Origin of the sequence: Nocardioides panacisoli, assembly GCF_039537325.1 — a bacterium.
In the GTDB taxonomy this organism is placed as follows: domain Bacteria; phylum Actinomycetota; class Actinomycetes; order Propionibacteriales; family Nocardioidaceae; genus Nocardioides; species Nocardioides panacisoli.
Genome location: NZ_BAABAH010000007.1, coordinates 137,576 through 162,833 on the forward strand (window position 1 = coordinate 137,576; position 25,258 = coordinate 162,833).

General features: G+C 71.2%; 28 protein-coding genes and 1 tRNA gene. 6 read left to right on the top strand and 23 right to left on the bottom strand.

Features of this window, described 5'->3' with window-relative positions:
• Nucleotides 1-137 precede the first annotated feature (137 nt).
• The 8 genes from ABD709_RS11915 to ABD709_RS11950 form a co-directional block, all read right to left on the bottom strand.
• The gene (locus tag ABD709_RS11915; RefSeq protein WP_344775615.1) at nucleotides 138-1,628 is read right to left on the bottom strand and encodes a flavin-containing monooxygenase; all 1,491 of its coding nucleotides are present in this window, start codon (nucleotides 1,626-1,628) and stop codon (nucleotides 138-140) included.
• Nucleotide 1,629: 1 nt separating this feature from the next.
• On the bottom strand, nucleotides 1,630-2,790 hold the full coding sequence (locus ABD709_RS11920; protein ID WP_344775618.1) for a CaiB/BaiF CoA transferase family protein: 1,161 nt from the start codon (nucleotides 2,788-2,790) through the stop codon (nucleotides 1,630-1,632).
• A 31-nt stretch (nucleotides 2,791-2,821) separates the two neighbouring features.
• Nucleotides 2,822-4,042, bottom strand: a complete 1,221-nt coding sequence (locus ABD709_RS11925; RefSeq protein WP_344775620.1) for a M15 family metallopeptidase — start codon at nucleotides 4,040-4,042, stop codon at nucleotides 2,822-2,824.
• A gap of 75 nt (nucleotides 4,043-4,117) precedes the next feature.
• Nucleotides 4,118-4,738 (bottom strand): TetR/AcrR family transcriptional regulator, encoded by a 621-nt coding sequence (locus ABD709_RS11930; RefSeq protein ID WP_344775622.1) that lies wholly within the window; start codon nucleotides 4,736-4,738, stop codon nucleotides 4,118-4,120.
• A gap of 7 nt (nucleotides 4,739-4,745) precedes the next feature.
• Nucleotides 4,746-4,940, bottom strand: coding sequence for a ferredoxin (locus ABD709_RS11935; RefSeq protein WP_344775624.1), 195 nt, complete (start codon nucleotides 4,938-4,940; stop codon nucleotides 4,746-4,748).
• Nucleotides 4,937-6,457, bottom strand: coding sequence for a fatty acid desaturase (locus ABD709_RS11940; protein WP_344775626.1), 1,521 nt, complete (start codon nucleotides 6,455-6,457; stop codon nucleotides 4,937-4,939). Before ABD709_RS11940 ends, ABD709_RS11935 begins: the two co-directional genes overlap by 4 nt.
• 101 nt (nucleotides 6,458-6,558) lie before the next feature.
• Nucleotides 6,559-7,905: a cytochrome P450 gene (locus tag ABD709_RS11945; protein ID WP_344775628.1), complete on the bottom strand. Its 1,347-nt coding sequence runs from the start codon at nucleotides 7,903-7,905 to the stop codon at nucleotides 6,559-6,561.
• Nucleotides 7,892-8,194, bottom strand: coding sequence for a hypothetical protein (locus tag ABD709_RS11950; protein ID WP_344775629.1), 303 nt, complete (start codon nucleotides 8,192-8,194; stop codon nucleotides 7,892-7,894). Before ABD709_RS11950 ends, ABD709_RS11945 begins: the two co-directional genes overlap by 14 nt.
• Nucleotides 8,195-8,347: 153 nt before the next feature.
• Here ABD709_RS11950 and ABD709_RS11955 point away from each other — a divergent pair, with 153 nt between their 5' ends.
• The 4 genes from ABD709_RS11955 to ABD709_RS11970 all read left to right on the top strand — a co-directional run bounded on the left by ABD709_RS11955 (nucleotide 8,348) and on the right by ABD709_RS11970 (nucleotide 13,290).
• Nucleotides 8,348-9,634 (top strand): sensor histidine kinase, encoded by a 1,287-nt coding sequence (locus ABD709_RS11955; protein WP_344775631.1) that lies wholly within the window; start codon nucleotides 8,348-8,350, stop codon nucleotides 9,632-9,634.
• Nucleotides 9,631-10,323 carry a response regulator transcription factor gene (locus ABD709_RS11960; RefSeq protein WP_344775633.1) on the top strand — a complete coding sequence of 231 codons (693 nt, stop codon included), beginning with the start codon at nucleotides 9,631-9,633 and terminating at the stop codon, nucleotides 10,321-10,323. Before ABD709_RS11955 ends, ABD709_RS11960 begins: the two co-directional genes overlap by 4 nt.
• A gap of 62 nt (nucleotides 10,324-10,385) precedes the next feature.
• Nucleotides 10,386-10,976 carry a TetR/AcrR family transcriptional regulator gene (locus ABD709_RS11965; RefSeq protein WP_344775635.1) on the top strand — a complete coding sequence of 197 codons (591 nt, stop codon included), beginning with the start codon at nucleotides 10,386-10,388 and terminating at the stop codon, nucleotides 10,974-10,976.
• Nucleotides 10,977-10,995: 19 nt separating this feature from the next.
• Nucleotides 10,996-13,290, top strand: a complete 2,295-nt coding sequence (locus tag ABD709_RS11970) for an MMPL family transporter (protein ID WP_344775637.1) — start codon at nucleotides 10,996-10,998, stop codon at nucleotides 13,288-13,290.
• A gap of 51 nt (nucleotides 13,291-13,341) precedes the next feature.
• Here the strand turns inward: ABD709_RS11970 and ABD709_RS11975 are convergent, their stop codons facing one another.
• The 5 genes from ABD709_RS11975 to ABD709_RS11995 form a co-directional block, all read right to left on the bottom strand.
• A complete protein-coding gene (locus tag ABD709_RS11975; RefSeq protein WP_344775639.1) occupies nucleotides 13,342-13,824 on the bottom strand; it encodes a glutathione peroxidase in 483 nt (160 codons plus the stop codon).
• 19 nt (nucleotides 13,825-13,843) lie between these two features.
• Nucleotides 13,844-14,476: a nitroreductase family protein gene (locus ABD709_RS11980; protein ID WP_344775641.1), complete on the bottom strand. Its 633-nt coding sequence runs from the start codon at nucleotides 14,474-14,476 to the stop codon at nucleotides 13,844-13,846.
• Entirely contained in the window at nucleotides 14,473-15,120 is a 648-nt protein-coding gene (locus ABD709_RS11985) for a lysoplasmalogenase (RefSeq protein WP_344775642.1), read from the bottom strand. Before ABD709_RS11985 ends, ABD709_RS11980 begins: the two co-directional genes overlap by 4 nt.
• A 27-nt stretch (nucleotides 15,121-15,147) precedes the next feature.
• Nucleotides 15,148-16,704 (bottom strand): phytoene desaturase family protein, encoded by a 1,557-nt coding sequence (locus tag ABD709_RS11990; protein ID WP_344775644.1) that lies wholly within the window; start codon nucleotides 16,702-16,704, stop codon nucleotides 15,148-15,150.
• Nucleotides 16,705-16,789: 85 nt separating this feature from the next.
• On the bottom strand, nucleotides 16,790-17,380 hold the full coding sequence (locus ABD709_RS11995; protein ID WP_344775646.1) for a TetR/AcrR family transcriptional regulator: 591 nt from the start codon (nucleotides 17,378-17,380) through the stop codon (nucleotides 16,790-16,792).
• A gap of 80 nt (nucleotides 17,381-17,460) precedes the next feature.
• On the opposite strand from ABD709_RS11995, the gene ABD709_RS12000 reads away from it, so the two are divergent.
• Nucleotides 17,461-17,982, top strand: a complete 522-nt coding sequence (locus ABD709_RS12000) for a DUF2834 domain-containing protein (protein WP_344775648.1) — start codon at nucleotides 17,461-17,463, stop codon at nucleotides 17,980-17,982.
• Here ABD709_RS12000 and ABD709_RS12005 read toward each other — a convergent pair.
• Nucleotides 17,945-18,343 (bottom strand): VOC family protein, encoded by a 399-nt coding sequence (locus ABD709_RS12005; RefSeq protein ID WP_344775650.1) that lies wholly within the window; start codon nucleotides 18,341-18,343, stop codon nucleotides 17,945-17,947. The genes ABD709_RS12000 and ABD709_RS12005 overlap by 38 nt on opposite strands.
• An 84-nt stretch (nucleotides 18,344-18,427) precedes the next feature.
• Between ABD709_RS12005 and ABD709_RS12010 the strand changes: the two genes are divergently transcribed.
• Nucleotides 18,428-19,183, top strand: a complete 756-nt coding sequence (locus ABD709_RS12010; protein ID WP_344775651.1) for a CE1 family esterase — start codon at nucleotides 18,428-18,430, stop codon at nucleotides 19,181-19,183.
• A 3-nt stretch (nucleotides 19,184-19,186) separates the two neighbouring features.
• Here the strand turns inward: ABD709_RS12010 and ABD709_RS12015 are convergent, their stop codons facing one another.
• The 9 genes from ABD709_RS12015 to ABD709_RS12055 all read right to left on the bottom strand — a co-directional run bounded on the left by ABD709_RS12015 (nucleotide 19,187) and on the right by ABD709_RS12055 (nucleotide 25,167).
• Nucleotides 19,187-19,930, bottom strand: coding sequence for an amino acid ABC transporter ATP-binding protein (locus ABD709_RS12015; RefSeq protein ID WP_344775653.1), 744 nt, complete (start codon nucleotides 19,928-19,930; stop codon nucleotides 19,187-19,189).
• The gene (locus tag ABD709_RS12020; RefSeq protein WP_344775655.1) at nucleotides 19,927-20,781 is read right to left on the bottom strand and encodes an amino acid ABC transporter permease; all 855 of its coding nucleotides are present in this window, start codon (nucleotides 20,779-20,781) and stop codon (nucleotides 19,927-19,929) included. Before ABD709_RS12020 ends, ABD709_RS12015 begins: the two co-directional genes overlap by 4 nt.
• A complete protein-coding gene (locus tag ABD709_RS12025; protein ID WP_344775657.1) occupies nucleotides 20,778-21,656 on the bottom strand; it encodes an ABC transporter substrate-binding protein in 879 nt (292 codons plus the stop codon). Before ABD709_RS12025 ends, ABD709_RS12020 begins: the two co-directional genes overlap by 4 nt.
• Before the next feature lie 37 nt (nucleotides 21,657-21,693).
• Nucleotides 21,694-22,239 carry a nitroreductase family protein gene (locus tag ABD709_RS12030; protein WP_344775659.1) on the bottom strand — a complete coding sequence of 182 codons (546 nt, stop codon included), beginning with the start codon at nucleotides 22,237-22,239 and terminating at the stop codon, nucleotides 21,694-21,696.
• Nucleotides 22,240-22,287: 48 nt separating this feature from the next.
• Nucleotides 22,288-22,494: a DUF7455 domain-containing protein gene (locus tag ABD709_RS12035; RefSeq protein WP_344775661.1), complete on the bottom strand. Its 207-nt coding sequence runs from the start codon at nucleotides 22,492-22,494 to the stop codon at nucleotides 22,288-22,290.
• A 329-nt stretch (nucleotides 22,495-22,823) separates the two neighbouring features.
• Nucleotides 22,824-23,576 (bottom strand): hypothetical protein, encoded by a 753-nt coding sequence (locus tag ABD709_RS12040; RefSeq protein ID WP_344775663.1) that lies wholly within the window; start codon nucleotides 23,574-23,576, stop codon nucleotides 22,824-22,826.
• A gap of 85 nt (nucleotides 23,577-23,661) precedes the next feature.
• On the bottom strand, nucleotides 23,662-24,414 hold the full coding sequence (locus tag ABD709_RS12045) for a hypothetical protein (RefSeq protein ID WP_344775665.1): 753 nt from the start codon (nucleotides 24,412-24,414) through the stop codon (nucleotides 23,662-23,664).
• Complete coding sequence (locus ABD709_RS12050; RefSeq protein ID WP_344775667.1) at nucleotides 24,411-24,932, bottom strand: sigma-70 family RNA polymerase sigma factor; 522 nt, start codon at nucleotides 24,930-24,932, stop codon at nucleotides 24,411-24,413. Before ABD709_RS12050 ends, ABD709_RS12045 begins: the two co-directional genes overlap by 4 nt.
• A gap of 151 nt (nucleotides 24,933-25,083) precedes the next feature.
• Nucleotides 25,084-25,167 (bottom strand) — tRNA-Leu (locus ABD709_RS12055).
• Nucleotides 25,168-25,258 lie beyond the last annotated feature (91 nt).

Below are 25,258 nucleotides of genomic sequence, written 5' to 3' on the forward strand. Positions count from 1 at the left end.
CCCGTCGGCGACGGGTAGGGAAGCGGGCCTCGTGAACGAGGGGCGCGGCGTTGCGGCTGCGCGCGGGCCCGGGGCAAGACCGGCCGGACCAGTGGCTACAGCCTAGCGGCACCGGGCGCTGGATGTTGAATCGGCGACTACTTGAGGCGGAGCACCCCGTCGTCGATGGGGGCGCGCTGGATCACCCGTCGGTCGACGAGGTAGTTCTGGTCCAGCTTCCACGGCGCCTTGTCGCCCTCGCTGGGCAGCAGGTGCGCGGAGCGCTTGATGTAGCCCGAGTTCAGCAGCATCAGCGGCTGGCGGCGCACCGACCGGTCCGGCTCGGGATCCGCGATCCGGTAGCCGTGCTCGCCCATGTGCTGCAGCAACCGGACGACGTAGTCGATGACGAGGTCGGCCTTGAGCGTCCACGACGCGTTCGTGTAGCCGAGGGTGAAGAAGAAGTTCGGCACACCGCTGAGCATCAACGCCTTGTAGGCCAGGCGCGACGCCAGGTCGAGCGGCTCACCGTCCACCTGGAAGTCGATCCCGCCGAACGGCAGCTGCATCGTGAACCCGGTCGCGGTCACGACGATGTCGGCGTCGATCTCCTCGCCGGACGTCAGCCGCACGCCGGTCGGCGTGAACGTCTCGATGGTGTCGGTGACGATCGACGCCCGGCCCGAGCTGAACGCCTTGAACAGGTCACCGCCGGGCACGAAGCACAACCGCTGCTCCCACGGGTTGTACGGCGGCGTGAAGTGCTCGTCGATGTCGATGTCGTCGGGCAGCTGCTTGGCGACCTCCTTGCGGATCATCGCCTTCGCGCGCTCGGGCCAGCGGATGCTGAACTTGTAGAAGCCGACCGCCATCAGCACGTTGGCCCACCGCGCGCCCTGGTAGACCACCTTCTCCGGCATCCGCCACTTCGTCAGCAGCCGAGCGATCGGGTCGCGCCGCGCCTTGTTGAGGATGTACGTCGGCGTCCGCTGCAGCATCGTGACGTGCTCGGCCGCGCCCTCGCCCTTGCTCATCGCGGGGACGAGCGTCACCGCGGTGGCACCGCTGCCGATGACGAGAACGCGCTTGCCGGAGTAGTCGAGGTCCTCGGGCCAGTGCTGCGGGTGGACGACGGTGCCCTCGTAGTCCTCCATCCCCGGCCAGACGGGCTGGAAGCCCTCCTCGTACTTGTAGTAGCCGGCGCAGGACCACAGGAAGCTCGCCGTCAGGGTGACGGTCTCCCCGGCATCGGGATCACCCACGACCGCCACGACCGTCCACCGCGCCTCGCTGGAGTCCCAGGAGGCGCTGAGCACGCGGTGCCGGTAGCGCACGAGCCCGTCGACGTCGTACTCGCGCGCGACGGTGTGGATGTACTCGCGGATCAGCGGGCCGTCGGCGAGGGCGACGTCGCTCTTCCACGGCCGCCACTTGTAGCCGAACGTGAACATGTCCGAGTCCGACCGGATGCCCGGGTAGCGGAACAGGTCCCACGTCCCGCCCATCGACTCGCGCGACTCGAGCACGACGACCTTCTTGCCGGGCACCCGCTCCTGGATCTGCGCGGCGGCGCCGACCCCGGACAGGCCGGCTCCGATGATGAGTACGTCGACGTGCTCGGCGGCCGGCTCGCGGGCAGGATTCGTCACGTCACTCAGCCTGCACGGCAGCGCCGCTCGCGATCAATCCGTCCACGGTCGTAATTCCCCAGGCGGTGAGTGCCTCCCGGGTATGAGCGCCGGCGCCCGGGGCCGGCGGCAGCGAGAGGGTCGCCGCGGTGCGGGAGAAGCGCGGCGCCGGCTGCGGCTGCACCAGGCCCTCGTGCTCGACGAACACCTCGCGCGCCTTGATGTGCGGGTGGTCGGGCGCCTCGCTCATCCGCAGGATCGGCGCCACGCAGGCGTCGGTCCCGTCGAAGACGGCGCTCCACTCGTCGCGGGTGCGCTCCTTGAACCGCGCCGCGATCAGCTCGCGCAGCTCGTCCGCCCGGGCCGGGTCGTAGCGGTCCGGTGCGGTGTCCTTGATCCCGAGCAGGTCGACGAGCTGGTCGTAGAACTGCGGCTCCAGCGAGCCGACCGACATGTGCTCGCCGTCGGCGGTCTCGTAGATGTCGTAGTAGGGCACCCCGCCGTCGAGCAGGTTCGCGGCGCGCTGCTCCTTCATGCCGCCACCGGCGAGGAACGCCGACGTCATCGCATTGAGGTTCGCGGTGCCGTCGACGATCGCGGCGTCGATGACCTGGCCCTGCCCGGAGCTCTTGGCCTCGAGCAGGGCGGCGAGGATCCCGATGACGAGGTACGTCGACCCGCCGCCGAAGTCGCCGACCAGGTTGGCCGGGAACTGCGGCTTCTCCGGCACCTGGCCGAGGCCGAAGAGGGTGCCGGTGATCGCGATGTAGTTCATGTCGTGGCCGGCCATCTGCGACCACGGGCCGTCCTGGCCCCACCCGGTCATCCGGCCGTAGACCAGGCGCGGGTTGCGCCCGTGGCAGGCGTCCGGGCCGAAGCCGAGCCGCTCGGCGACGCCGGGCCGCATCCCCTCGACGAGCACGTCGGCCTGCTCGACGAGCTGGAGCACGGTCTCGACCGCGTCAGGGTTCTTCAGGTCGAGCGCGACGCTCGGGCGGCCGCGGTTGAGCAGGTCGTGCGACCCGCCGGTCAGCAGCTGCCCGCCCGGCCGCTCCACGCGGATCACGTCGGCGCCCAGGTCCGCGAGGATCATGCACGCGTGCGGGCTCGGCCCGATCCCCGCGATCTCGACGACCTTGACGCCCTTCAGCGGGCCCGTGCCCTGACCGAGCTGGTAGTCCATGCGGCCGATCATGACACAACCACTGTCACGGTCAGCCGGGGTTCACGATCCGCTCGACCTCGAAGTGCATCGGGTCGGTGTAGTGCCAGTCGCCGCCCCAGGCGAAGCCCCAGTACTTGAAGATCGCGACGACCTCACGATTCATCTGACCCACCGTGCCGCGCTGGTTCTCGGCTGCGTTGAGGTCGATCGCCAGGCCGAAGGCGTGGTTGGACAAGGTGTTGGTGCCGGCGATGAACCGCGGGTTGTAGCAGCCGTCGTAGTGATAGAGGTACTTCTCCAGGTGCCGCTTCACGACCTCGGCCAGAGCCGCCTTCAGCTGCGGCATCATGAACCTGTTGCAGGTGACCTGACCGAGGATCGGGACCGTCTCGGTCACGATGTGGTCCTTGACCCAGGCCGGGTCCGGGGAGACGTGGCCGTCCCCGGTGGGGGTGTAGCGGTAGTTGCCGACCGCCTCCGCGGTCGGGCCGATCGGAACGGCGTTCTGGAACGTGTCCGGGTCGATCCCCGTCTGCGCGACGATGTCCAGCATCGTGATCGAGAGGTCGGGTGCGAACTTCTGGATCTGGGTCCGGACGGCTTCCGGGGACGTGGTGCCGGTGTTGAGCAGCAGCGCGTTGCCCTCGGGCAGCCCGAGCCGCGATCCCCACCCCGCGTTCACGAGCGCGTCGATCGCGCCGACCTGGTAGGTCGCCCACGCCCCGACGTGGATCGACTGCACGCCGTCCTCCGTTGGGACGCCGAGGTAGCCGTCCTTGAGCGGGATGCGCGACTTGAGGGTGTCGATCAGGGCGACCTCGCCGTTCGCGATCCGGTCCCACTCGTCCTGGAACGCCGCATCCTGGTCGGTGAACCTGCGGAACGACGCCGGGTCGACGGCGGCGATGTCGATGACCTTGTCCTCCTCGGAAGCCTGTCCCAGGGAGAACTGCTCGAAGGCGTTGACGCCGGCGCGGCCCTTGACCTTGATGTTCTCGATCCGCTTCACCAGGTCGGCAGGCAGCGTGTCGGCGCTGGTGATGAGGATGTCGTCACCGGCCTGGGGCTGGTCGAGTGGCCCCGGCGGGTCGACCGTCGGGCGGTCGTCCGGCGAGGGTGGGTCGAGCGAGGCCGTGGTGGAGGCGGCGACGTTGGTGGGATCGGCGGGCGGGTCGCTCGGGTCACCGCCGCAGGCAGCGCAGAGCAGCACAAGAGCGACCGCACCCGTCAGGGCGGTCGTCGTGCGCGCGCGGCGGTGCCGTGCCCCCATAGACCTAGCCTTCCCTCCCGCCTCCGAGAGTAGTCGCGAACCCTAGGCGACGGGTCGGGACCGCGGGGATCGGTCTCAGTCGGCGCGCAGCACCCGCTCGACGATCCAGGCGATGTCGTCCGCGGTCGCGGCCGGGTCGCCGGAGGGCTGCATGACGTGGCTGAGGACCACCCGGACCACCATGTCGACCGCGGAGTCGAGCCGGTCCTCCGGGAGCGGGATGTCGTAGGTCGCGATCCGCTCGCCCACCACCAGCTTGGCTCCGCCGAGGAGGAACTCGGCGTGGGTGGTCAGCAGCGGCAGCAGCTCGGTGTCGGCGCCGTGGGTCGCGGAGACGACCGCGTGCAGCAGCGCGTTGTTGCGGGCGTACTTGAGCACCCGTCGCGCCGAGTCCCGGATCGCCTGGACGAGGTCGTCGGGGTTCTCGTCGAAGGAGCGGACCACGCCCGCGAGGAAGCGGTCGAGCTCGCGCATGACCAACGCCTCGGCGAGGTCCTTCTTGGTGCCGATCTCGTTGTAGACCGTCTGCCGGCTCACGCCGACCTCGTCGGCGAGGCGCGCCATGGTGACGCGGCCCCACCCCTCGGAGAGGAGCAGGTGCGTCGCCGCGTCGAGGAGCCGGTCCCGCAGGGTGGGTACGTCGACGGGCTCGGGGCGCGCCCACGGCCGTGCGGTGATGCCCGGCAGGTTCACCATGGCCGGGTCAGTCGCTCAGGGTCAGGGCGAGCACCGGGCAGGCCTGCACGGCGGCGTACACGTGGGCGCGGTCGGACTCCGGCGGGGCATCGTCCAGGACGACGACGTGGTCCTCGTCCTCGTCCACCTCGAAGTAGTCGTTGGCCATGGCCTCGCACATGCCGAGGCCCTCGCACTTCTCCAGATCCGCATGGATCTTCATCGGGCATCCACCTTCTCGGGGTCGAACGGGACGAAGTCGATCTTCTCGCGAACACCGCAATCCGGGCAGAACCAGTCGTCGGGAATCTCGTTCCACGCCGTGCCGGCCGGGAAGCCCTCGTGCTCGTCGCCCGCGGCGACCTCGTAGACGTAGCCGCAGCCCGGGCACTTCGCAGCCAGGACCTCGCCCTCCCACTTCTGGGCGAACAGGTCGTCCTTGTGCACCTCGTGGTCGACCGGCGGCGGGAACCTCCGCAGGTACTTCTCCACCTTGCGCGGGTGGATGTTCGCCAGCCTCACGTCGCCGTCGAGGTGCTCGACCACGCGGTGGTCCATCACCTTGCGCCACAGCGGCGGCACCAGCGCGAGGTTGATCATCCCGGCGTAGCCCGTGGGGAGGGCCGGCGACTCCTTGAAGTCGCGCAGCGCCTGGTAGCGCCGGGTCGGGTTCGCGTGGTGGTCGCTGTGCCGCTGCAGGTGGTAGAGGAAGATGTTGGTGACGATGTTGTTGCTGTTCCAGCTGTGCATCGGCAGCACCCGCTCGTAGCGCTGCTTCTCGCCGACCTTCTGCCGCAGCATGCCGTAGTGCTCGAGGTAGTTGACGACCTCCAGCAGCGAGAAGCCGAACACGATGGTGATCGGGGCGAAGAGCAGGGCCTTCCAGCCGAACATCAGGGCGATGACGCCCCACAGAGCGACCGACATCGCCCACGCGTTCAGCACGTCGTTGCCGATGTGGAACGGGTGCGTCCCCTTGCGCTTGTAGCGCTTGGCCTCGACCCCCCATGCCGACTTGATCGAGCCGAGGACGGTGCGCGGCCAGAAGAAGTAGAGGCTCTCGCCCAGGCGCGAGCTGGCGGGGTCCTCGGGCGTCGCGACGCGCACGTGGTGACCGCGGTTGTGCTCGATGTAGAAGTGTCCGTAGAAGGTCGGAGCCAGGGTGATCTTGGCCAACCATCGCTCGACGCTTTCCTTCTTGTGGCCGAGCTCGTGCGCGGTGTTGATGCCGACACCGACCACGGCGGCGATCGACAGCGCCCACATGCAGCTGATGAAGGTCGAGGGGTGGATCTCGTTGCTGTAGATGCCGCCGAGGTGACCGGCGGCCCAGTCGCCCGCCCCCAAGAAGTCGAAGATGCGCGTCACCGGGTTGACGCCCATGACCAGCGCGTAGCCCGCGAAGACCGTGAGGTACATGAGCGGGATGAACGCGATCACCACCCGGCGGTAGTACTTGTCGTTCTCGAGCGCCTCGATCACCTCGTCGGGCGGATTCGAGCTGTCGCTGCCGAAGATCAGGTCGAACACCGGGATGATCACGTTGATCAGAAGGATGCCGACGAAGGCGAAGCCCCACCAGCCCCCGCTCGCGAGATACCCGAGCGCGAACCCGATGCCGAGCCCGGGGACCATCAGGCCCCACAGCCACAGGTACCTCTTCTTGTCCTTCCAGATCTGGGTCGTGCCGTCGGGGACGGTCTTGCCGTAGTCCTCGGGGTTCACCGCTGCGGTCGCCATCGGGCCTGCCTTCCGTCGTGCCGTTGACAAGACAGTAAGGTTTGTAAACCTGTTTGACAAGAGGGCAGTACTTGTAAAGCGGTGATCAGGCCCTGGGCCACCTAGGAGGCGCGCGCAGGCACCTCCGCCCGCGTGGTCACGGGCAGGGCGGCGTACCCACGGAGCACCCGGGTCTCCCGGCGCACCGGCGTCCCGGCGACCCTGAGGTCGGGGAACCGCTCGTAGAGCATCCGCAGGCCGATCGTCGCCTCGAGCCGGGCGAGGCTCGCGCCGAGGCAGTAGTGGACGCCGGCCGAGAACGACAGGTGGTGGTCGGCCTCGGCGCGGGTGACGTCGAACCTGTCGGGGTCGGCGAAGACGCCGGGGTCGCGGTTGGCGCCGCCGAGGTAGACGAGCACCGCCTCGCCCTTCTGCACCGGTACGCCGCCCCCGGGGCCGTCCGCGCCGACGACGGTGTCGCGCAACGCGGCGCGCATCGTCAGCTGGACCGGTGAGTCGATCCGCAGCACCTCGTCGACGGCGTTGGCCCAGCGCTCCGGGTCCGCGAGGAGCACCCCGAGCTGGTCGGGGTGGGCGTCGAGCTGCGCGACGGCGTTGCCGATCAGGTTCACCGTCGTCTCGAAGCCGGCGCCGAGGACGAGCAAGCCGACCTGGTGCAGCTCGGTCTCGGTGAGGGCATCGGGGCCGGTGACCTGGGAGACCTGGCTGAGCAGGTCTTCCCCGGGGTTCCGCCGCAGCCGGGCGACGTGGGCGGCGAACCAGTGGTGCATCTCCCGCAGCGCCGTCTCCGAGGCACGGAACTGGCGCCAGCTGAGGCCGGGGTCCAGGGTGACGGCGGCGAGGTTGCCCCACTCGAGGAGCTGCTCGTGGTCCTGCTCCGGTACGCCGAGCAGGTCGGCGATGACGGCGACGGGCAGCCGGGCGGCGTACCGGTCCACGAGGTCGAAGGAGCCCGACGGGTCGGCGGCGAGCTGGTCGAGGAGCCGGGTCGCGACCGGCTCGACCCGGTCGGCCATCCGGCCGACCCGGCGCGCGGTGAACGCCTTGGAGACCAGGCGCCGGTAACGGGTGTGCTCGGGCGGGTCGACCACGAGCATCGACGGCGGGTCGACCGGGCTCAGCGACATCGGGTCGGTGACCCGGTCCAGCACCCACCGCATCGGCGCGGGCAGCTCGGCATGGCCGCCGACCACGCCCCAGTCCTCGCCGCGGAGGATCTCGTTGGCGATCGCGTGGTCGACCGTGGCCGCCACCAGGTCGTTGCGCACGAGCCGGCCGCCCGCGCGCAGCTGCTCGTAGGGACCGAACGGGTCGGCGTTGACCTCGGGGACCATCGCGAGCCGCGCGATCAGGTCGCCCTTGCGGGCGTTGCGCAGGATCAGCTGCCGCTGCAGGCCGTGGGCCAGCAGCCAGCTCACGTAGGAGCGCGGGGCGTCACGCAACGGCACCGGCGGGCCCTTCCTGCAGGCCGAGCAGGCGCCGGACGCCGCGTGCCCGGTGGTCGAGCCGGCGGCGCTGCTCGTCGAGGACGTGCTCGGGGAGGTGGCTGTCGAGCTGGGTGTCACGGCTGAGCTGCCAGCGGTAGCGCAGTGCGGAGAGGAGGCCGTCACGGTCGCCGAAGATCTCGGCGTACTCCTCGTTCCACGGCAGCTCGGCCGCCCCGTTCGCGAGGCGGTCCTCGACCTCGCGCATCGCCTGCCACCGGCGGTGGGTCTCGCTCCACGTCATGGTGTCCACGTCCTCTCGTCTAGCCGGGTGCCGACAACGCTAGGGACGACGAGCGCTCCGGGCATCGCGCGGTGGGACCCATCCAGCGTCCTCCCACGGTAGGAGACCGTCCTGCATCGTGGGTCGGATGACGCGGGCCCGAGCACTGCCTACGCTGCTGGCATGAGCGGCTTGGGGATGCTGCGCGCCGCGCGGCAGCGGATCGAGGACAACTGCCTCGCCCGCGGCATCCTCTACCCCTGGTGGGTGCCGCTGCTCGGCCTCGCCGGCCAGGTGATCTGCGTCCTGCTCGCACTGGACCAGCGCGACGCGCTGTGGCCGCTCGACCCGCTCGTCCTGACCGTCCCACTGACCCTCGCGCCTGCCGTGGCGCAGCTCGGCTGGCGGGTCTGGGTGCCGTGGTGGCTCGACGCACTGCCGGCCGTGCTGGCGACCGCATGGCTGCTGTCGGTCCAGCCGACCTACGACGTGCTGTCACCCGTCGACGCGGCGCCGGGACTCCTCGCGTTCGTCATCGCCGAGATCACGGCACGCGACGGCGTGCTGCGCGGCACCGCGGTCGCGGCCGTGAGCTACGCCGTCCTGGGCGTCGCCGCCCTCGCGAGCGGACTCGTGGGCCTCGGCGTCTACGCGGTGTTCCTCGAGGTCGGGTTCGCGGTGGGCGCGATGCTGCTGTGGCAGATGCGCGCGCTGGTCGCCGAGCGCGAGGCCCGCGAGGCCGCCTGGCAGCAGGCCACGACGGCCGAGCGGGAGCGGATCGCCCGCGAGATCCACGACCTGGTCGCGCACTCGCTCAGCGTCACCCTGCTGCACATCACCGGCGCTCGGCACGCGCTCCGCGACGTCGTGGACGGCAGCGCCAGCCCGTCGGACGCGATCGACGAGGCGGACGCCGCGCTCGGCGACGCCGAGCAGATCGGCCGCCGCGCGATGGCCGACATCCGGCGCACCATCTCCACGATGTCCGAGCCGGACACCGGTCTTCGCCAGCCGCTCCCCGGCGCGGGCGACATCGCCGCCCTGGTGCGGCAGACGGCCGAGGCCGGCCTCGACGTCCGCTACGAGGAGCAGGGCGACCCGGCGCGGCTCTCCGGGGCTGCCGGTCTCGGGCTCTACCGCATCGCGCAGGAGTCTCTCGCCAACGTGGCCAAGCACGCGCCCGCCACCGCGACCCGGGTGCGGTTCTCCGTCGGACGCAACGGCGCCCACCTGACCGTGCGCAACCGGCTCGAGGGGCAGGTCCGGGCCCCGGACGGCGTCGGCTCCGGCCTCGCCGGCATGCAGGCCCGCGCCGAGCAGCTCGGCGCCACTCTCAGCGCGGGACCCTCGGGCCAGGACTGGGTCGTCGACGTACGCCTCGGCGCCGGAACGCCCGGCTGCTCGGTGGCGAAGCTCGTCGGCGACCGGCTCCCGGACGTGCCCGCGGTGGCGGTCGAGGTGCCTCGGTGACCGGACGCGTCCCGCTGACGCCGGAGCCGCTGCGCGTCGTGCTGGTCGACGACCAGGAGCTGGTCCGCTCGGGCCTGCGCCGCATCCTGCGTCGCCGCGACGGCTTCGAGATCGTCGCGGAGTGCGCCGACGGCGCCGAGGTGCCGGAGGCGCTCGCCGCGGGCCAGGTCGACGTCGTCCTGATGGACCTGCGGATGCGCGACGTCGACGGCATCACGGCCACCGAGCGGCTCCGCGCCGACCCGGTCGCGCCACCGGTGCTGGTGCTGACGACCTTCGACGACGACGCCATGCTGTCCGGCGCGCTGCGCGCCGGCGCCGCCGGCTTCGTCCTCAAGGACTCCTCCGCCGACGACCTGATCCGCGCGGTGCGCACCGTCGCTGCGGGTGACGGCTGGTTGGACCCCGCCGTGACCGCCCGGGTGCTCCGCGGCTACCGCTCCGCCCCGTCCGCCGCCGGCAACGGCGGCAACGGCGTCCCCGAGGTCCTGACCGCCCGCGAGCTCGAGGTCCTGCGCGCCATGGCCGCCGGTCTCACCAACGGCGAGATCGCCGAGCGCCTGTTCATCTCCGAGCTCACCGTGAAGAGCCACATCGGCCGGATCTTCACCAAGCTCGACCTCCGCGACCGCGCGGCCGCGATCGTCTACGCCTACGACCACGGGTTGGTGGCGCCCGCTGCTCCGTGACCGCGGTCACATATTTGCACTCGAATTAGGTTGAGTGCAAAACCTCTGGAAGACTCGGCGGCATGACCAGCGCCGAGTCGAAGTGGGACGCCCGCCGGGCGGAGACCACGCGACGCCTGCGCCGGTGCGCGCTCGAGCTCACCCGTGACCAGGGGCTCGACGGCTGGACGATGGACGACCTGGCCGACGCGGCCGAGGTCTCGCGCCGCACCGTCTTCAACTACTTCGACTCCAAGGTCGCGGTGGTGCTCGGGCCCGACCACGAGATCGGACCGGAGCTGCGCGAGACCTTCGTCGCCGGTGGCCCGACCGGCAGCCTGGTCGCGGACATCGTGCAGGTGGCCGCGGCCCTCATGCAGGACGAGACCGCCGACATCGACCTCGTCCAGCTCGGCCGCTCGGTCGTGCTCGGCGACCCGCAGCTGCTCGGCATCGTCCACCAGCGCTTCGAGGCGAAGATGCTCGAGTCCACCGAGCTGGTGCTGGCCCGCGAGGGTGAGCAGTACGGCGCCGAGCGGGCCGCCCTGCTCATCCGGCTGATCGCCACCATCTTCGACTCGGCGCTCCTCCGGCTCGACCCCGACGACCCGCGCTCGCTCGCGGACTCCCTCGACGAGGCGGTGGCCGACGCGGTCGCCGTACTCACCGACTGAAGGACCTAGGAGACCCCTGATGGCCCGCCTGCTCTACAAGCTCGGCTCCACCGCCTACCGGCGGTGGTACTTCTTTCTCGCCGCCTGGTTCGTCGTCTTCGCCGCGGTCGTGGCGACCGCGGTGGCGTTCAGCAAGCCGATGACCGACTCGTTCTCGATCCCCGGCATCCCGTCGGAGAAGGCGCAGACCCTCCAGCAGGAGCTGTTCCCGCAGTCGGGTGACGCGTTCGACGACGCGAGCGTCAACGTCGTGGTCGCCGCGCCGGAGGGACACACGCTGCGGGAGCCTGGCTACCGCGACGCGATCGCGCACCTGATCACCGAGATCCCCGGACTGCCGCAGATGAGCGACGACCCGGCCGCCAACCCCGGCCTCGTCGACCCGGTCGTCGCCGCCAAGAGCGCGCCGCCGGCGCTCACGCCGCTGTCCGACGACGCCCGGATCGGCACCCTGTCCTTCTCGTGGGACGTCGACACGCCGGCGGACCTGAAGCAGGCCACGCTCGACGACTTCACCGACCTGATGCAGCAGACCCACGACGACGCGGGCCTCACCGTCGAGGCGAACGGCAACGGCATGCAGGTCCAGCAGGCGCCCGGCGGCTCCTCGGAGCTGATCGGCATCGGCGTTGCGCTGATCGTGCTGCTGCTGACCTTCGGCTCCTTCGTCGCCGCCGGCATGCCGATCCTCACCGCGCTGTTCGGCGTCGGTCTCGGCACCACGGGTGTCACCGCCATGACCGCGTTCATGGACATCGGCTCGAGCACGCCGATGCTCGCGACCATGATCGGCCTCGCGGTCGGCATCGACTACACGCTCTTCATCCTGGCCCGCTACCGCTCCGAGCTGCACCACACCGACGACCGGGCGCACGCGGCGGGCATCGCCGTCGGCACGGCCGGATCCGCCGTCGTGTTCGCCGGCCTGACGGTCCTGATCGCGCTCTCCGCGCTGTCGGTGGTGCGCATCCCGTTCCTCACGGCGATGGGCCTCGCCGCCGCGGCGACCGTGCTGATCGCCGTGCTCGTGGCACTCACGCTGCTGCCCGCGATCCTCGGGCTGCTGAAGTCGTGGGTGTTCAAGGCGCGGGTGCGGCGCTACACGCCGAAGCGTGACCAGCACGGCCTGGTGCTCAACAACGGCGTGCGCTGGGCACGGCTCCTCGGCCGCCGGCCGGTTGCCGCGGCGCTGCTCGTCGTGGTCGCCCTGGGCGCGCTCGCGATCCCGATCAAGGACATGTACCTCGCCTTCCCCACCGACAGCACCGCGCCGAGCGACACCACGCAGCGCAAGGCGTCGGACCTGATGGCCGAGGCGTTCGGACCCGGCCGCGAGGGCCCGCTGCTGGTCGTCGTCGACGGCCGTGGCATCGCCGACGAGCACCAGCGCCAGGTCGCGTTCGACCAGGTGGCCGAGTGGGCGGGCCGCCAGGACGACGTGCAGTCCGCGACCCTGGTCGCCACGAACGCCCCGGTCGACCCGAAGACCGGCAAGCCGCAAGGCGTCGGCACCGGGGCGATGATCCAGGTGACACCGGCGTCCGGAGCGGACGACCCCGAGACCCTCGACCTGCTGCAGGCGATGCGCGACGGGCAGTCCGGCATCGAGGAGAAGACCGGTACGACGACCGGCGTCACCGGTCTGACCGCGATCACCACCGACGTCTCCGACCGGCTCAACGGCGCGCTGCCGGTCTACCTGGCGGTGGTCATCGGTCTGGCGTTCGTGCTGCTGATGGTCGTGTTCCGCTCGATCCTGGTGCCGCTGACCGCGACCCTCGGGTTCCTGCTGTCGGTGCTCGCCACCCTCGGTGCGACCGTCGCGATCTTCCAGAAGGGCGCCTTCGGGATCTTCGAGGGCCAGCCGATCGTGAGCTTCATGCCGATCTTCCTGATCGGGATGGTGTTCGGCCTGGCGATGGACTACCAGGTCTTCCTGGTGACCCGGATGCGCGAGGCGCACGTGCACGGACTGTCCACGCGGGAGGCCGTCGTGGACGGGTTCCGCAACAGCGCCCGCGTGGTCGTCGCCGCGGCGTCGATCATGACGGCGGTGTTCTCCGGCTTCATCCTGGAGGACGACGCGGTCGTGAAGTCGATGGGCTTCGCGCTCGCAGCGTCGATCATCTTCGACGCGTTCATCGTGCGGATGGTGCTGATCCCGTCGGTGCTCTACCTGCTCGGCGAGAAGGCGTGGTGGCTGCCGAGGTGGCTCGACCGCCTGCTGCCGAACGTCGACGTCGAAGGCGAGTCGCTCGAGCGCGACTCCAAGCCCGTGTCGGTCGAGAAGGACTCCGACCTGGTCGGCGTCTGACCCTCACCCCTCGCCGAGTCGGCTCAAGCTTGAGCCGACTCGGCGTGCTTTTCAGCCGGCGAGGGCCTTCTCGATGTCGCCGGTGAGCTTCTCCGGCTTGGTCGTCGGGGCGTAGCGGTCGATGACCGCTCCGTCCCGGCCCACCAGGAACTTCGTGAAGTTCCACTTGATCTTGCCGCCGAGCAGGCCGCCCTGCTCGTCCTTCAGCCACTGGTAGAGCGGGTGCGCGCCGTCGCCGTTCACCTCGATCTTGGCGAACATCGGGAACGTCACGCCGTAGCTCGTCGAGCAGAACGACGCGATCTCCGCCTCGTCGCCGGGCTCCTGGTGGCCGAACTGGTCGCACGGGAAGCCGAGGACCGTGAAGCCCTGGTCGGCGTACGACTCCTGCAGCTGCTGCAGGCCCTCGTACTGCGGGGTGAACCCGCACTTCGAAGCGGTGTTGACGACGAGGACGACCTGGTCCTTGTAGGCCGACAGGTCGACCTCCTGGCCGTCGATCGAGGTCGCGGCGAAGTCGTGGAGCGTAGACATGGTCAAAGTGTGACAGGTTCTAGTCAACGCCCCGCCAGGGCGAGCCCCAGCGGTCGCCGTACGCGATCTCCTCGACGGGCTTGCGGCGACGCTCGCGGTGCTCGCGCTCCTGGTCACGCTCGGAGACCTCCGCCGGGTTTCCGCGTACGCCGACCGCGATGCCGGCGACGATCCGCCAGCTCGCGGGCACGCCGAGCGCGTCCCCCGTGGCGCTCTTGTCGAAGCCGCCGAACTGGTGCGCCCACAGGCCCATCGCCTGCGCCTCGAGGGTGAGGTGGGCGGCTGCCTGCCCGAGGGCGTAGATGTTCACGTCGGCGCCCTTGAACGCGCGCGGGTCGTCGGTCTCGTCGGGCTCGGGCTCGACCTGGGTGGCGGCGAGGAATACGACCGACGCGCGCGGCACCCAGCCGGAGTTGCCGCGGCTCAGGTGCGGTCGCAGCGCGTCGTGCGCCGCGCTCCCGCGCTCGGCCACGACGAACCGCCACGGCTGCATGTTCCCGCTGCTCGGCGCCCACTGGGCCGCGGTCAGCAGGGTCCGGATCTCCGCGGTCGACAGCGTGTGCTCGGCGTCGAAGATGCTGGGGCTCCAACGCGAGCGCATCGGCTCGGCCAGGCTCTCGGCGCCCGGCATCGGCGCGTGGGAGTCCGTCACGTGATCATGCGTAGCACGCCGGCCGCGATGAGGAACTGGCCCACGTGGTAGGTCGTGATGACGGGCAGCCGGCTCCAGGACAGCTCGCGCACGAACCGGTTGATCGCCAGCATCGTGTCGCTGCAGACGAAGATCGCCGTACCGGCTGCGACCAGCCAGTCCCCGGTGGACCAGCCGGTGATCGTCATCCCGCCGATCACGCACATGTACGTCGCCACCGGCGCGGCCAGCCCGACGCCGCCCCGTGCGTGCGCGCTGGGCAGCACGTACCGGGCGATCGTGAACGCAGCGATCACGACGAGCCCGCCGCCGATGGTCCACCAGCTCTCGTCGACGCCGACGGCGAGGAACGTGGCGACGTAGGAGAGGTGTCCGAGCAGGAACGAGGCGAGCCCGCCGATGAACCTGCCCTCGGTGGGGTCGACGAGGAAGGCGTCGCCGATGCCGCCCAGCACGATGGCGCCGACGAGCCAGACGGAGGCGGCGTGGTCGAAGCCGTCCGCGGCGACGACGGTGGCCGCCAACAGAGCCATCGGGGCCGGGCGGCTGAGCTGCTGCCAGGCGGGCCGCTCGGGACGGGAGGTCGCGTACCAGTCGACGAGCGTGACGGCTCCGGTCAGGACGGCGAGCACGACGACGAGCACGGCCGCACTCTCCCACAGGCGGAGCGGTCAGCGCGCGAGCACGGCCTGGGCGGCGTTGTAGCCCGGGATGAACGTGATCCCGGGGCCGCCGTGGCAGCCGGCGCTGCCGAGGTAGAGGCCTTCGATCCCCAGCGGGAGGTCGGTCCAGCCGGTCGGACCGGGGCGGTGGGCACCCATCTGCTCCGGGTGGATGAGGCCGTGGCACCAGTCGCCGGACGGGGCGCCGAACATCGTGCCCATGTGCTTGGGCGTGAACGTCGTGTGCTTGAGGATCAGGCCCTCGAAGTTGGGCGCGATGCGGGTGATCTTGTCGATCACCCGCTGCCCCATCTCGGCCTTGAGCCGCGCGTAGTCGGCCGCGTCGGTCTCGATCGGGAACCAGAGGGAGTACGCCGACGCGGCGTGCTTGCCCGGCGGCGCCAGCGTCGGGTCCTGGGCCGACGGGATCTGGAAGGCGATCGCCGGATCGGCCGGCACGATCCCGCGCCGACAGTCCTCCCACTGCTGCTGCAGCTCCTCGGGGGTGCTGAACAGCCCGATGGCGCCCTGCATCCGCGGGTCGTTGAGCAGCTCGTACGGCGCCGCGAACTCGGGCGCGCCATCGAGGGCGAAGTGCATCTGCACGTAGGAGCCGCGGTGGTCGACGGCAGCGAGTCGCTCCCGGACCGCCGCCGGAGCGCTCTCGCCGACGAGGCCGTTGACGCTGAGGCCGGGGTCGATCGCGGAGACCACGACGGGAGCAGCGATCCGCTCGCCGCCGGCCGTCGTGACGCCGACGACGCGGCCGCCGGCGGTGTCGATCGCGCTGACCGCGGTGCTCAGCCGGAGCTCGCCGCCCGCGTCGGCGAGCAGGCCCTCGAGGTGGCGCGTCAGCGCGCCGATCCCGCCCTCGAGCTTGGTCATCAGCGAGGCGGTCTCGTCGGGCACCGCGAAGCCGTAGGCGAACCCCATCGCACTGCCCGGCGTCTCGGGGCCGCGGTACTGGGAGTTGCAGGCGAGGAACGCGAGCATGCCGCGCAGCGCGCCGTGCTTGTCCCGGTCCGGGACGAACCGGTCGAGCACGTCGCTCGCCGAGGCGGTCAGCATCTCCTCGACGGCCCGGCGCTCGTCGTCGGTGGTCGCGACGGCGTACATCTCCTCGACGGTGCGGGGCGGACGCGCCGCCTCGAACCTGCCCAGCGCCCGGGTGGGCGCCTGGGCCCAGGCGGCGAGCTCGGCCATGCCGAGCACGACCTCTGCGCCGTGCTCCTGCTCGAGGTGCGTCATCAGCTCGACGAGGTCGGTGTAGTAGACGAGCGGCCGGTCGGCCGGATCACCGGTGCCCCGCAGCGACACCGACATCACGTCGAGGTGGACGGTCGGCAGGGTGTCGAGAGCCAACACCTTGCTGACCTCCGCCGAGGTCGGGAACTGCAGGGACCCGGCGATCTCGAACCGGAAGCCGTCGAAGAGCTCGACGGTCGACGCCATGCCGCCGGCGTACCGCTTGGCCTCCAGGACGAGGGTGCGCAGGCCCGCCTGCTGCAGGAGCACCGCTGCGGCCAGCCCGTTGTGCCCGGCCCCGATGACGATCGCGTCGTACATGCCGGCCAGGCTCGCACCACCGTCCAGTTTCGTCAATAGTGACAAAACGCTCGCCGAGTCGGCTCAAGCTTGAGCCGACTCGGCGTCAGGAGACGGGGAGGCCGGCCGTGACGGACTCGAGCGCGTCGCGGCACAGCGTGGCGAGGTCGGCGAGGTTGCGGTCGTCCTGACGCATCCAGACCTCCATCCCGGCGAACACCGCGGCGGCCACGCAGCGCGCGGTGACCGTGACCGCGAGCTCGTCGGCGTCGGGATGCCGGCGGCCGACGTGGTCGAGCACCGCATCGGCGAAGTCCGACTGGACCTCCCGCATGTGCTGCACGATCCGGGTCGGGTCCAGCTCGCCGGACCGGAGGCGCGCGATCTGGGTGACCGCCTCGACGTCGTAGGGGAACGCGAAGATCGCGGCCTGGACCGACTCCACCAACGGCTCACCGGCCGGCCGGTCCGCGAGTGCCTTGCGGAACCACTGCAGCCCGGCGTCGTAGTCGGCGAAGAGCAGGTCGTGCTTGGAGTTGAAGTGCCGGTAGAACGTGCGCAGCGAGACCCCGGCGTCGGCAGCGATCTGCTCGGCGGAGGTCTGCTCGACGCCTTGGGCGAGGAACCGCACCAGGGCGGCGCGGCGGAGCGCCTCCCGGGTGCGCTCGCTGCGCACGGTCTGCGGTGCCCTCGGCATGGCGCGACCGTACCTCAGCCGACCACCCGGTCTTTTGTCACTATTGACATTCGGCGCGTGGCGGGACGACGCTGCCCGGCATGGTGTCGCTTCTCGTCCACGCCGTGCTCGGCGTGCTCGTCGTGGTGTGGATCCTCCGCGCCAACCCGCAGGTCTTCCGACGGGTCCCGGGCGGGCCGGCGCTCTCGGTGCTCGAGCTGGTGCTGTACGTCGTCGGCGCCATCTCGGTCGTCCTGGGCTGGTGGTTCAACATCAGGTTCGTCCGCGAGTACGCCGACGACCCGATCCTCAACAACCCCATCTGGGGCGACGGGAGCTGGGCGCAGTACATCCACCTGATGTTCGCCAATCCCGCCGCGGGCTCCGCGGGCCAGGACTACACGATCGGCAACGTCGTCCTGCTGCCGCTGATGACGATCGTCGACGGCCGCCGGCGAGGGATCGCCCGGCCGTGGCTCTACTTCGTGGCGACGCTGTTCACCAGCTTCGCCTTCGGCTGGGCGTTCTACCTCGCCACGGTCGAGCGCCAGCGCCGGCTGGCGGCCGTCGACGAGTCGGACCCGGTCAGGCGGACGCCGGCGAGATATTCACCATCCAGCTGATGCCGAACTTGTCGAGCACCATGCCGAACTCGTCGCCCCAGACCTGCTTCTCCAGCGGCACCGTCACGGTGCCGCCCTCCGCCAGCCCGTCGAAGTAGCCACGCAGCGACTCGTCGTCGCCGGACAGGCTGATCGAGATGCCCGCAGCGGGCGTGTAGTCCATGCCCTCGGGGGTGTCGGCCGCGAAGAGGACGAGGCCGTCGGACGTGACCAGCGAGGAGTGCATGACGCCGTCGCCCTCCCCGCCCATGTCCGAGAACCTGCTGATCGTGAGCTCGCCGCCGAGCACGGACTTGTAGAACTCCATCGCAGCCTGCGCGGTGTCCTTGAACGAGATGTAGGGGTTGAGCTGCGAGGCCATCGGTGCTCCTTCGGGTCGGGTGGTGCGTGGCGTGGGACGTGATCCGAACCTAGAGTCGGCCACCGACACCGAGGAGGATGCGGCGTGACCGGTCGGTTGCGGGAGGCGGTCGCTGCGCTCGTGCTCGTCGCGGGTGCCGGGTGCACCTCGCCGGGCGCCGAGCCCGGAGACCACCGCCTCGCCCTGCCGCTGCCCTCGGGCGCGACCGTGGTCTATCTCCTGCACGCGCCGCCCGGGATCGCCCGGCACGGGCGGCGGCCGCTGGTCATCGCCCTGCACGGCGTACCGGGGTCGCCAGGACAGATGGCGCGCACGACGGACCTGTCGCGACTGGCGGACCGGCACGGCTTCCTCGTGGCCTACCCCGAGTCGCTGACCGACCCGGCCGACGTCGGCCGGCTCGTCGACCACCTCGTCGCGCACTGGCGGGTCGACCCCCACCGGGTGCACGTGACCGGGTTCTCCGTCGGCGGCGCGGTGACCTACACGCTGGCCACCGAGCTGTCGGACCGGGTCGCGTCGTTCGCGGTGGTCAGCGGTCCGACCACGGGCGACCTCGACACCGATCCGCCGACGTCACTGCTCGCGATCGAGGGCGTGCGCGACGACCTGATGCCGACCTTCCACCGCGCGGACGCGGAGTGGGCCAGGAGCGCGGCGTGCGGTACGCCGGACGTGACCCGGGTGCGGCTCGGCCGCACCCCAGCGGTGCGCTCGACCGCCCGGTGCCGGGCGGGCACCGACCACACCGTCTACCGCGTGGCGCGGACCGGTCACGCGTGGCCGCCCGGTGCGAGCGACGTCGTCTGGGACTTCTTCCGCGCCCATCCGCTCCGGTGACGGTCAGGCGGGCAGCACGCGACGGAGGAACTCCCTCGTCCGCGGCTCGACCGGGTCGCCGAGCACCTGCTCGGGAGGACCGGACTCGAGGACCCGGCCGCCGTCGAGGAAGCAGACCCTCGAGGCGACCTCGCGCGCGAACGCCATCTCGTGGGTCGCGAGCACCATCGTGGTCCCCGCCGCGGCGAGGTCCCGGACGATGCCCAGGACGTCCCCGACCAGCTCCGGGTCGAGCGCCGCCGTGATCTCGTCGAGGAGCAGCAGCTTGGGCTCGGTGCACAGTGCCCGCACCAGAGCGGCGCGCTGCTGCTGGCCGCCGGAGAGCTGGTCGGGGTGGACGTCCACGTGCTCGCCCAGCCCGAACCGGCCGAGCAGCTCCACGGCGCGCGACCTCGCCGCCCGGCGCGAGAGGCCGTGCACCTTGCGCGGCGCGAGGGTGCAGTTGGCCAGCACCGTGCGGTGCGGGAACAGGTTGTAGGCCTGGAACACCATGCCGATCTCCCGGCGCACGTCCCGCGGGTCGACGCCCGGGTCCGACACCTCCCGGCCCTCGAACTCGATCACGCCGTCGTCGATCGGCTCGAGCAGGTCGAGGCAGCGCAGCAGGGTCGACTTGCCCGAGCCGGACGAGCCGATCAGGCACACGACGTCGCCCCTGCTCACGGCGAGCGAGATGTCGTCGAGGACCACCCTGCTGCCGTAGGTCTTCCGGAGGTTGCGCACCTCGATCAGCGGTCGCTCGTTCACAAGACCCCCGCCCGCTCCCGCCGAACGACCCAGCGCGACAGCCAGTCGCACAAGCGCGCGAGGGGCACGGTGATCACGATGAAGAAGCACGCGACGACGACGTACGGCGTGTAGTTGAAGTCGTAGGCCGCCATGTCGCGCGCCGTGAAGAGCGAGTCGAACAACGAGACCGACGCCACCAGGGCCGTGTCCTTCTGCAGCGACACGAAGTCGTTGAGCAGCGGCGGGATCACCCGCCGGAGCGCCTGCGGCACGATGACGTAGCGCATCGACTGCCCTCGGGTGAGCGCGAGCGCCTCGGCACTGGTGACCTGGGACGGGTGGACGGACTCGATGCCGGCCCGGAAGACCTCGGCGACGTAGGCGGAGTAGGACACCACCAGCGCCACGGTCGCCCAGAAGAAGATCGAGTTGGTGAGGCCCTCCAGCTTCAGGCCGGGTACGCCGAACACGAACAGGAAGACGAGCAGGATGGTCGGGACGCCGCGGACGACGTCGGTGTAGACGACCGCCAGGCCGCGCAGCGGAAGCAGCCACGGCGACCGGGCCTGCCGCGCCAGGGCGATCGCCAGGCCGGCGACCAGGATGATCGGCTCGGCGATGAGGAACATCCGCACGTTGAGCCAGAAGCCCTCGAGGATCGGGTGGAAGGACCGGCGTGCCTCGTCCGGGTCGAAGAAGGACGAGCGGACCCGTGCCCACCCCGGCGAGAGCACCACGGCGGCCGCCAGCCCGCCGATGATGACGACGGTCGCCACCGACGCGATCAGCACCCGTCGCCTGCTGATCTCCCGGCGGTCCCGACGGCGCTCGAGCTCGCGCGCGCTCGGTGTCCAGGCGGTCCCGGTCACTGCAGCTCGGGGACGTTCACGACGTCGGAGAGCCACTGCTTCTCGATCGAGGCGAGGGTGCCGTCGTCCTTGAGCGACTCGAGCGCTCGGTTGACGCACGGCAGCAGGTCGCTGCCCTGCTCGAAGAGCATGCCGAACTGCTCCTGCTGGCTGCCCTCGACCTGGAACTGCCCGACCACGGTGCTGTCCGGGATCTCCACAGCGCTGATGTAGAAGGCCGTCGGCAGGTCGGCGAGGATCGCGTCGACCTGGCCGTTCTCCATCGCCTGCTTGGCGACGTTGGTGTCCTCGAAGACCAGCGGGTCCTGGTCGGGCTGGATGTCGTCGCGGATCGCGGTCAGCGACGTCGTGCCGGTCTGGGCACCGAGCTTGAGGCCCTTGAGGTCGGCGAGGCTGGTCGCGGACGCGGCGGGGCTGCCCTTGAGCGCGATCACGGCCTGGGCAGCGGAGTAGTAGCCCTCGGAGAAGTCGACGACCTTGTCCCGCTGCGGGGTGATCGAGATCTGGTTGATGTCGAAGTCGAAGTCCGTGCCGCCCGGCTTGAACAGGCTGTTGAAGCCGACCTTGATCCACTTGACCTGGTCCTGCGAGAACCCGAGCTGGTCCGCGACGGCGTACGCGACCGCGGACTCGAAGCCCTTGCCGTTGCTCGGGTCGTTGTGCACGAACCACGGGTCGTAGGCCGGCGAGTCGGTGCCGATGGTCAGCACGCCGTCGTTCTTGAGCGCCAGTTCGGAGGTCTGGCACTCGTCGGCGGAGGACGCGACATCGCCGGTCTTGTCCTTCGCCTCGTCCTGCGGCGCGCAGGCCGCGAGAGCGGCGACGAGGACGGCGGCCGAGGTCAGCGGGGCGAGGCGGGTACGACGAAGGCGCATGGCCGGATCGTAGGGCCATTCGCGCCGGCGTCGTCGATCAACCGGCAAGCGGGTCACGTTGCAGCCGTACGACGTCCCGCCGCTCGCGCTGCGGCTGCTCCTCCGCGGGTCGCCCCACAGCCGTCATCGACACCAGGTCCCAGCCGTCCGCGAGGCCGATCTCCGCGGCGACACCGTCCAGGTCGAAGGCGCGGAACTGACGGCAGGCGAGCCCGAGCGCGTGCGCCTGCAGGGTCAGGTGCGCCACGGCCTGGCCCAGGTCGTAGTCCGCGAACTCCGAGTAGGGGAGGTCGGAGTCGTCGACCCGCCGGTGCGCCAGGTTGACGACGAGGGCGGACGCCGACGGCGCCCACCGCCGCGAGCTCGGCGCCAGCCGCGGCAACAGCGCCTCGTGCCGCGGCTCGCCGCGCCGCGCCACGACGAAGCCCCACGGCTGCGAGTTCCCCGCCGACGGCGCCCAGCGCGCGGCCTCGAGAAGGACGTCGACATCGCGCTCGGACAGTCGGTGGTCGGGGTCGAACGCAAGCGGGCTGAACCGGGAGCGCAGCAGCGGGTGGAGCCCGTCGCCATCGTCGTCGCTCACGAGGGCTCAACGGCTTCCGCGGCTCCCGGCATTCCGCCCGAGCAGGAGTCAGGCTGTGTCGCGGAGCAGGGCGATGTCGATGCCTGCTGCCTCGAGGCTGGGGGCGTGCTCACGGAGGTGATGGCGACACCAGCCGAGGTCTGCGGCGAGGTGGCGGGACACCGCGACCGCGCGAGCGCCGCAGCGGTCGCAGAACCGGGCGTCCTCGAGGACCGTCGTCGGGACCGGCGGTGGTTGCGGGATGGTGGTGGTCATGGCGGGGTCTCCTGGGATGGTCACAGGGCACCCGGCGTCGCGGGCACCCGATACTGGTGAGAGACCGCCCGAGACGGTTTGGTTGCGGCAGGTTTCGGTGCCGTCGCGCGCCTCGGTCGCCGCGCCCCGGGGTCCTTGCCGATCCCCTCCTCGAACCGCGCCATCCACAGCAGCCCGAACAGGCTCGCAGGCGGGAGTCCCAGGGTGAGCAGAAGCATGAGCAGGCCGGGCATCGAAGCACCTTTCCTTTCCGTGCTCCAGCGATACCCCGCCGGGCCGCGCCGATACGCGGGATGCCGGACACACCAGAGATCAGCCGGCGCCCGACGTCACCAGCTGATGGTCCCGCGCAGCCGGACGGAGCTGATCGCCGAGGTCATCGGCAGGTCGAAGGCGACCGCGGACTCCGTCACCTCGACCGTCGCTCCGCCGTCGGCGGAGACGTCGAGGTACCAGGTGCGGTCGTCGCCCGACCCGGTCGGGTCGAGGTGGATGTCGAAGACCTCCCACCAGTCGACCTCGCCGCGCTCGCCACGCTCGGCGAGGTCGATCAGGTCGTAGCTGCCGGGACCGGAGTACGCCGGCACGGCAATGCCGAGCGCGGCGAGGGTGGTCGAGCCGACGGGGACCGGGTCGGGCGACTCCACCAGGACGCGGAGCCACGACAGCGGCGCCGGGCCGCCGTCACGATCGGCCAGGTCCTCGGGCGTCGGGTGCTCCTCGGTGCGGGTGCACGGCAGCACCACCGAGCCGGACCCCGACTCACCGCCGGAGAGGCTCAGCACCACCTCGGCCGTGCCGCTGCCGGCGAGGCGGTCGCGACGCCGTACGTCGTCCTGGCGGGCCTGCTCGGCCGCGCGAGCCGCGACGTTCTCGGGCCGCGCCGCGGTGACCCGCTCGGCCCACTGCGGGGGCAGGGCGGCCTCGAGGAAGGAGGTCGCCGCCTCCTCCTGCGCACGCAGCTCGGCGGTCTCGGCGTCCGCGGCCGCGTTCTCGCGGGTCCGCCGGTCGATGGTCAGCAGCTCGGTCTTCTTGGCCTCGGCCCAGTCCGACGCGACCTTGGCGATGTCCTTCCAGCCCATCCGGCCACGCTAGGCGGCGGCCGCCCGCGGCACATCCCCCGCGAGGACGAACTCCGGCCGGGCGACCCCGCCGACCGCTGCTCGCTCAGGGACCGGTCGGCGGGTCCGCCGGCGGGTCGAAGTGCATGCGCGGGTCGCGGACGACCGTGGCCGCGTCGTCGTCGCTGATCGAGCGCGCCTGCTTCGCCTCGGCGAGGCGGTCGGCGGTCACGTAGTCGATCACGCCCACGGTGAACCCGTCGTCGCGCAGCAGGCTGGTCATGAAGAGCCACTCCCCGGACCCCTGGAGGCGCGTGACCTGCGTCCGCAGGGTTCCTCCGGGCACCGTCTCGTCGTGGCAGACGGAGCACCCGGTCGGCTCGCCGGGCTTGGGATAGCCCATCAGCACCAGCGCGCGCTCGCCGTCGGCGACCGGGTACGCCGCCTGCCAGTCCGTGGCGTCGGCGAAGTCGGCGTCCGGGATCGGCCCGTCGGCGAACCAGTCGCTCGGGTAGACGTCCGCGGCGTCACCCAGCGCCGGCAGGTGATCGGCGACGACCTGCTGGATCGTCTCGTCGACGTCCGTGCCGGTCACGAAGTCCGGGGACCCGGCGGCCGGATCGGCCCCCCGGTCGGGCACCGACACGGTCGGCGGCGCGTCGCCACCGACGAGCGAGGCGGTGACGACGGCGCCGACCGTCACGGCCGCTGCGGCAGCCCCGGCGGCCCCGGCGAACCCGGCGACGCGCGCGCGTCGCCGCCGCCGTCCTCGGTCCAGGACGCTCTCGAGGTCCGGTCCTCCGACCCCTTCGGCCGGGTCGTCGCGGAAGTGGTCCCGCAACTGCTGCTCGACGCTCATCCTGAGCTCCTCTCACTGAGATCGGTGGCCGGCCGCGGTTCGGCCAGGAGTGCCTCCAGCCGGGCGAGAGCACGCGAGGTCTGGCTCTTCACGGTCCCGACCGGCACCTCCAGCACCTCCGCGACCGCCGCGACCGGCAGGTCGTCGAGGAAGCGGAGGACCAGCACGGCCCGGTCGCGCGCCGAGAGGCTCCGCAGCGCGGTCTCCAGGTCGACCCGCTGCTCGGCGGCGGGCGCCGGCCCCGGGTCGGCGAGCTCGGGTACGGCGTCCGCCAGCACCTCGTGCCGCCCCTTGCGGAGCGAGGCGAAGCAGGCGTTGACCAGGACCCGGCGCGCGTAGGAGTCGACCGCGGCCCTCTCGATCCGCGGCCAGTGCACGTAGAGCTGCACGAACGTCTGCTGGGTCGCGTCCTCGGCTGCCGGCCAGCTGCCGAGGATGCCGTGCGCCGTCCGCATCAGCGGGCGCCGCCGCGCGGCGAAGAAGTCGCAGTACTCGCGCTCCCACGACCGTGCCTTCATCAGCGCTCCCTGTCGACGACGTGCTCTCACCCAGTCAAGAGCCTGACGGCGCTCCGGAGGTTCCCTCCGGCGCAAGCTTTTCCCTGCGCCCGGCGCCTGCCGGCGGAAATGGACGAAGCCCCGGATCCGGGACCCGGGGCTTGTCGTGACGTGCGCGAGGGGGGAGTTGAACCCCCACGTCCTTTCGGACACACGGACCTGAACCGTGCGCGTCTGCCTATTCCGCCACTCGCGCGTCGCTGATGAACAGCCGGGTCAGGCTATCCCAGCCGGGCTCGCGCGCCCAAACCGGCAGCCGAAGCGGGCACCTATACGATCGAGCGGAC

Coding starts and splice junctions, on each gene's coding strand:
- ABD709_RS11975 (WP_344775639.1), bottom strand. CDS start 13,824: ATGTCTACGCTCCACGACTTCGCCGCGACCTCGATCGACGGCCAGGAG.
- ABD709_RS12040 (WP_344775663.1), bottom strand. CDS start 23,576: ATGGGCTGGAAGGACATCGCCAAGGTCGCGTCGGACTGGGCCGAGGCC.
- ABD709_RS11920 (WP_344775618.1), bottom strand. CDS start 2,790: ATGGACTACCAGCTCGGTCAGGGCACGGGCCCGCTGAAGGGCGTCAAG.
- ABD709_RS11955 (WP_344775631.1), top strand. CDS start 8,348: ATGAGCGGCTTGGGGATGCTGCGCGCCGCGCGGCAGCGGATCGAGGAC.
- ABD709_RS12050 (WP_344775667.1), bottom strand. CDS start 24,932: ATGAAGGCACGGTCGTGGGAGCGCGAGTACTGCGACTTCTTCGCCGCG.
- ABD709_RS12000 (WP_344775648.1), top strand. CDS start 17,461: ATGGTGTCGCTTCTCGTCCACGCCGTGCTCGGCGTGCTCGTCGTGGTG.
- ABD709_RS11990 (WP_344775644.1), bottom strand. CDS start 16,704: ATGTACGACGCGATCGTCATCGGGGCCGGGCACAACGGGCTGGCCGCA.
- ABD709_RS12045 (WP_344775665.1), bottom strand. CDS start 24,414: ATGAGCGTCGAGCAGCAGTTGCGGGACCACTTCCGCGACGACCCGGCC.
- ABD709_RS12025 (WP_344775657.1), bottom strand. CDS start 21,656: ATGCGCCTTCGTCGTACCCGCCTCGCCCCGCTGACCTCGGCCGCCGTC.
- ABD709_RS11925 (WP_344775620.1), bottom strand. CDS start 4,042: ATGGGGGCACGGCACCGCCGCGCGCGCACGACGACCGCCCTGACGGGT.
- ABD709_RS11935 (WP_344775624.1), bottom strand. CDS start 4,940: ATGAAGATCCATGCGGATCTGGAGAAGTGCGAGGGCCTCGGCATGTGC.
- ABD709_RS11965 (WP_344775635.1), top strand. CDS start 10,386: ATGACCAGCGCCGAGTCGAAGTGGGACGCCCGCCGGGCGGAGACCACG.
- ABD709_RS12005 (WP_344775650.1), bottom strand. CDS start 18,343: ATGGCCTCGCAGCTCAACCCCTACATCTCGTTCAAGGACACCGCGCAG.
- ABD709_RS11940 (WP_344775626.1), bottom strand. CDS start 6,457: ATGGCGACCGCAGCGGTGAACCCCGAGGACTACGGCAAGACCGTCCCC.
- ABD709_RS11930 (WP_344775622.1), bottom strand. CDS start 4,738: ATGGTGAACCTGCCGGGCATCACCGCACGGCCGTGGGCGCGCCCCGAG.
- ABD709_RS12035 (WP_344775661.1), bottom strand. CDS start 22,494: ATGACCACCACCATCCCGCAACCACCGCCGGTCCCGACGACGGTCCTC.
- ABD709_RS11995 (WP_344775646.1), bottom strand. CDS start 17,380: ATGCCGAGGGCACCGCAGACCGTGCGCAGCGAGCGCACCCGGGAGGCG.
- ABD709_RS11970 (WP_344775637.1), top strand. CDS start 10,996: ATGGCCCGCCTGCTCTACAAGCTCGGCTCCACCGCCTACCGGCGGTGG.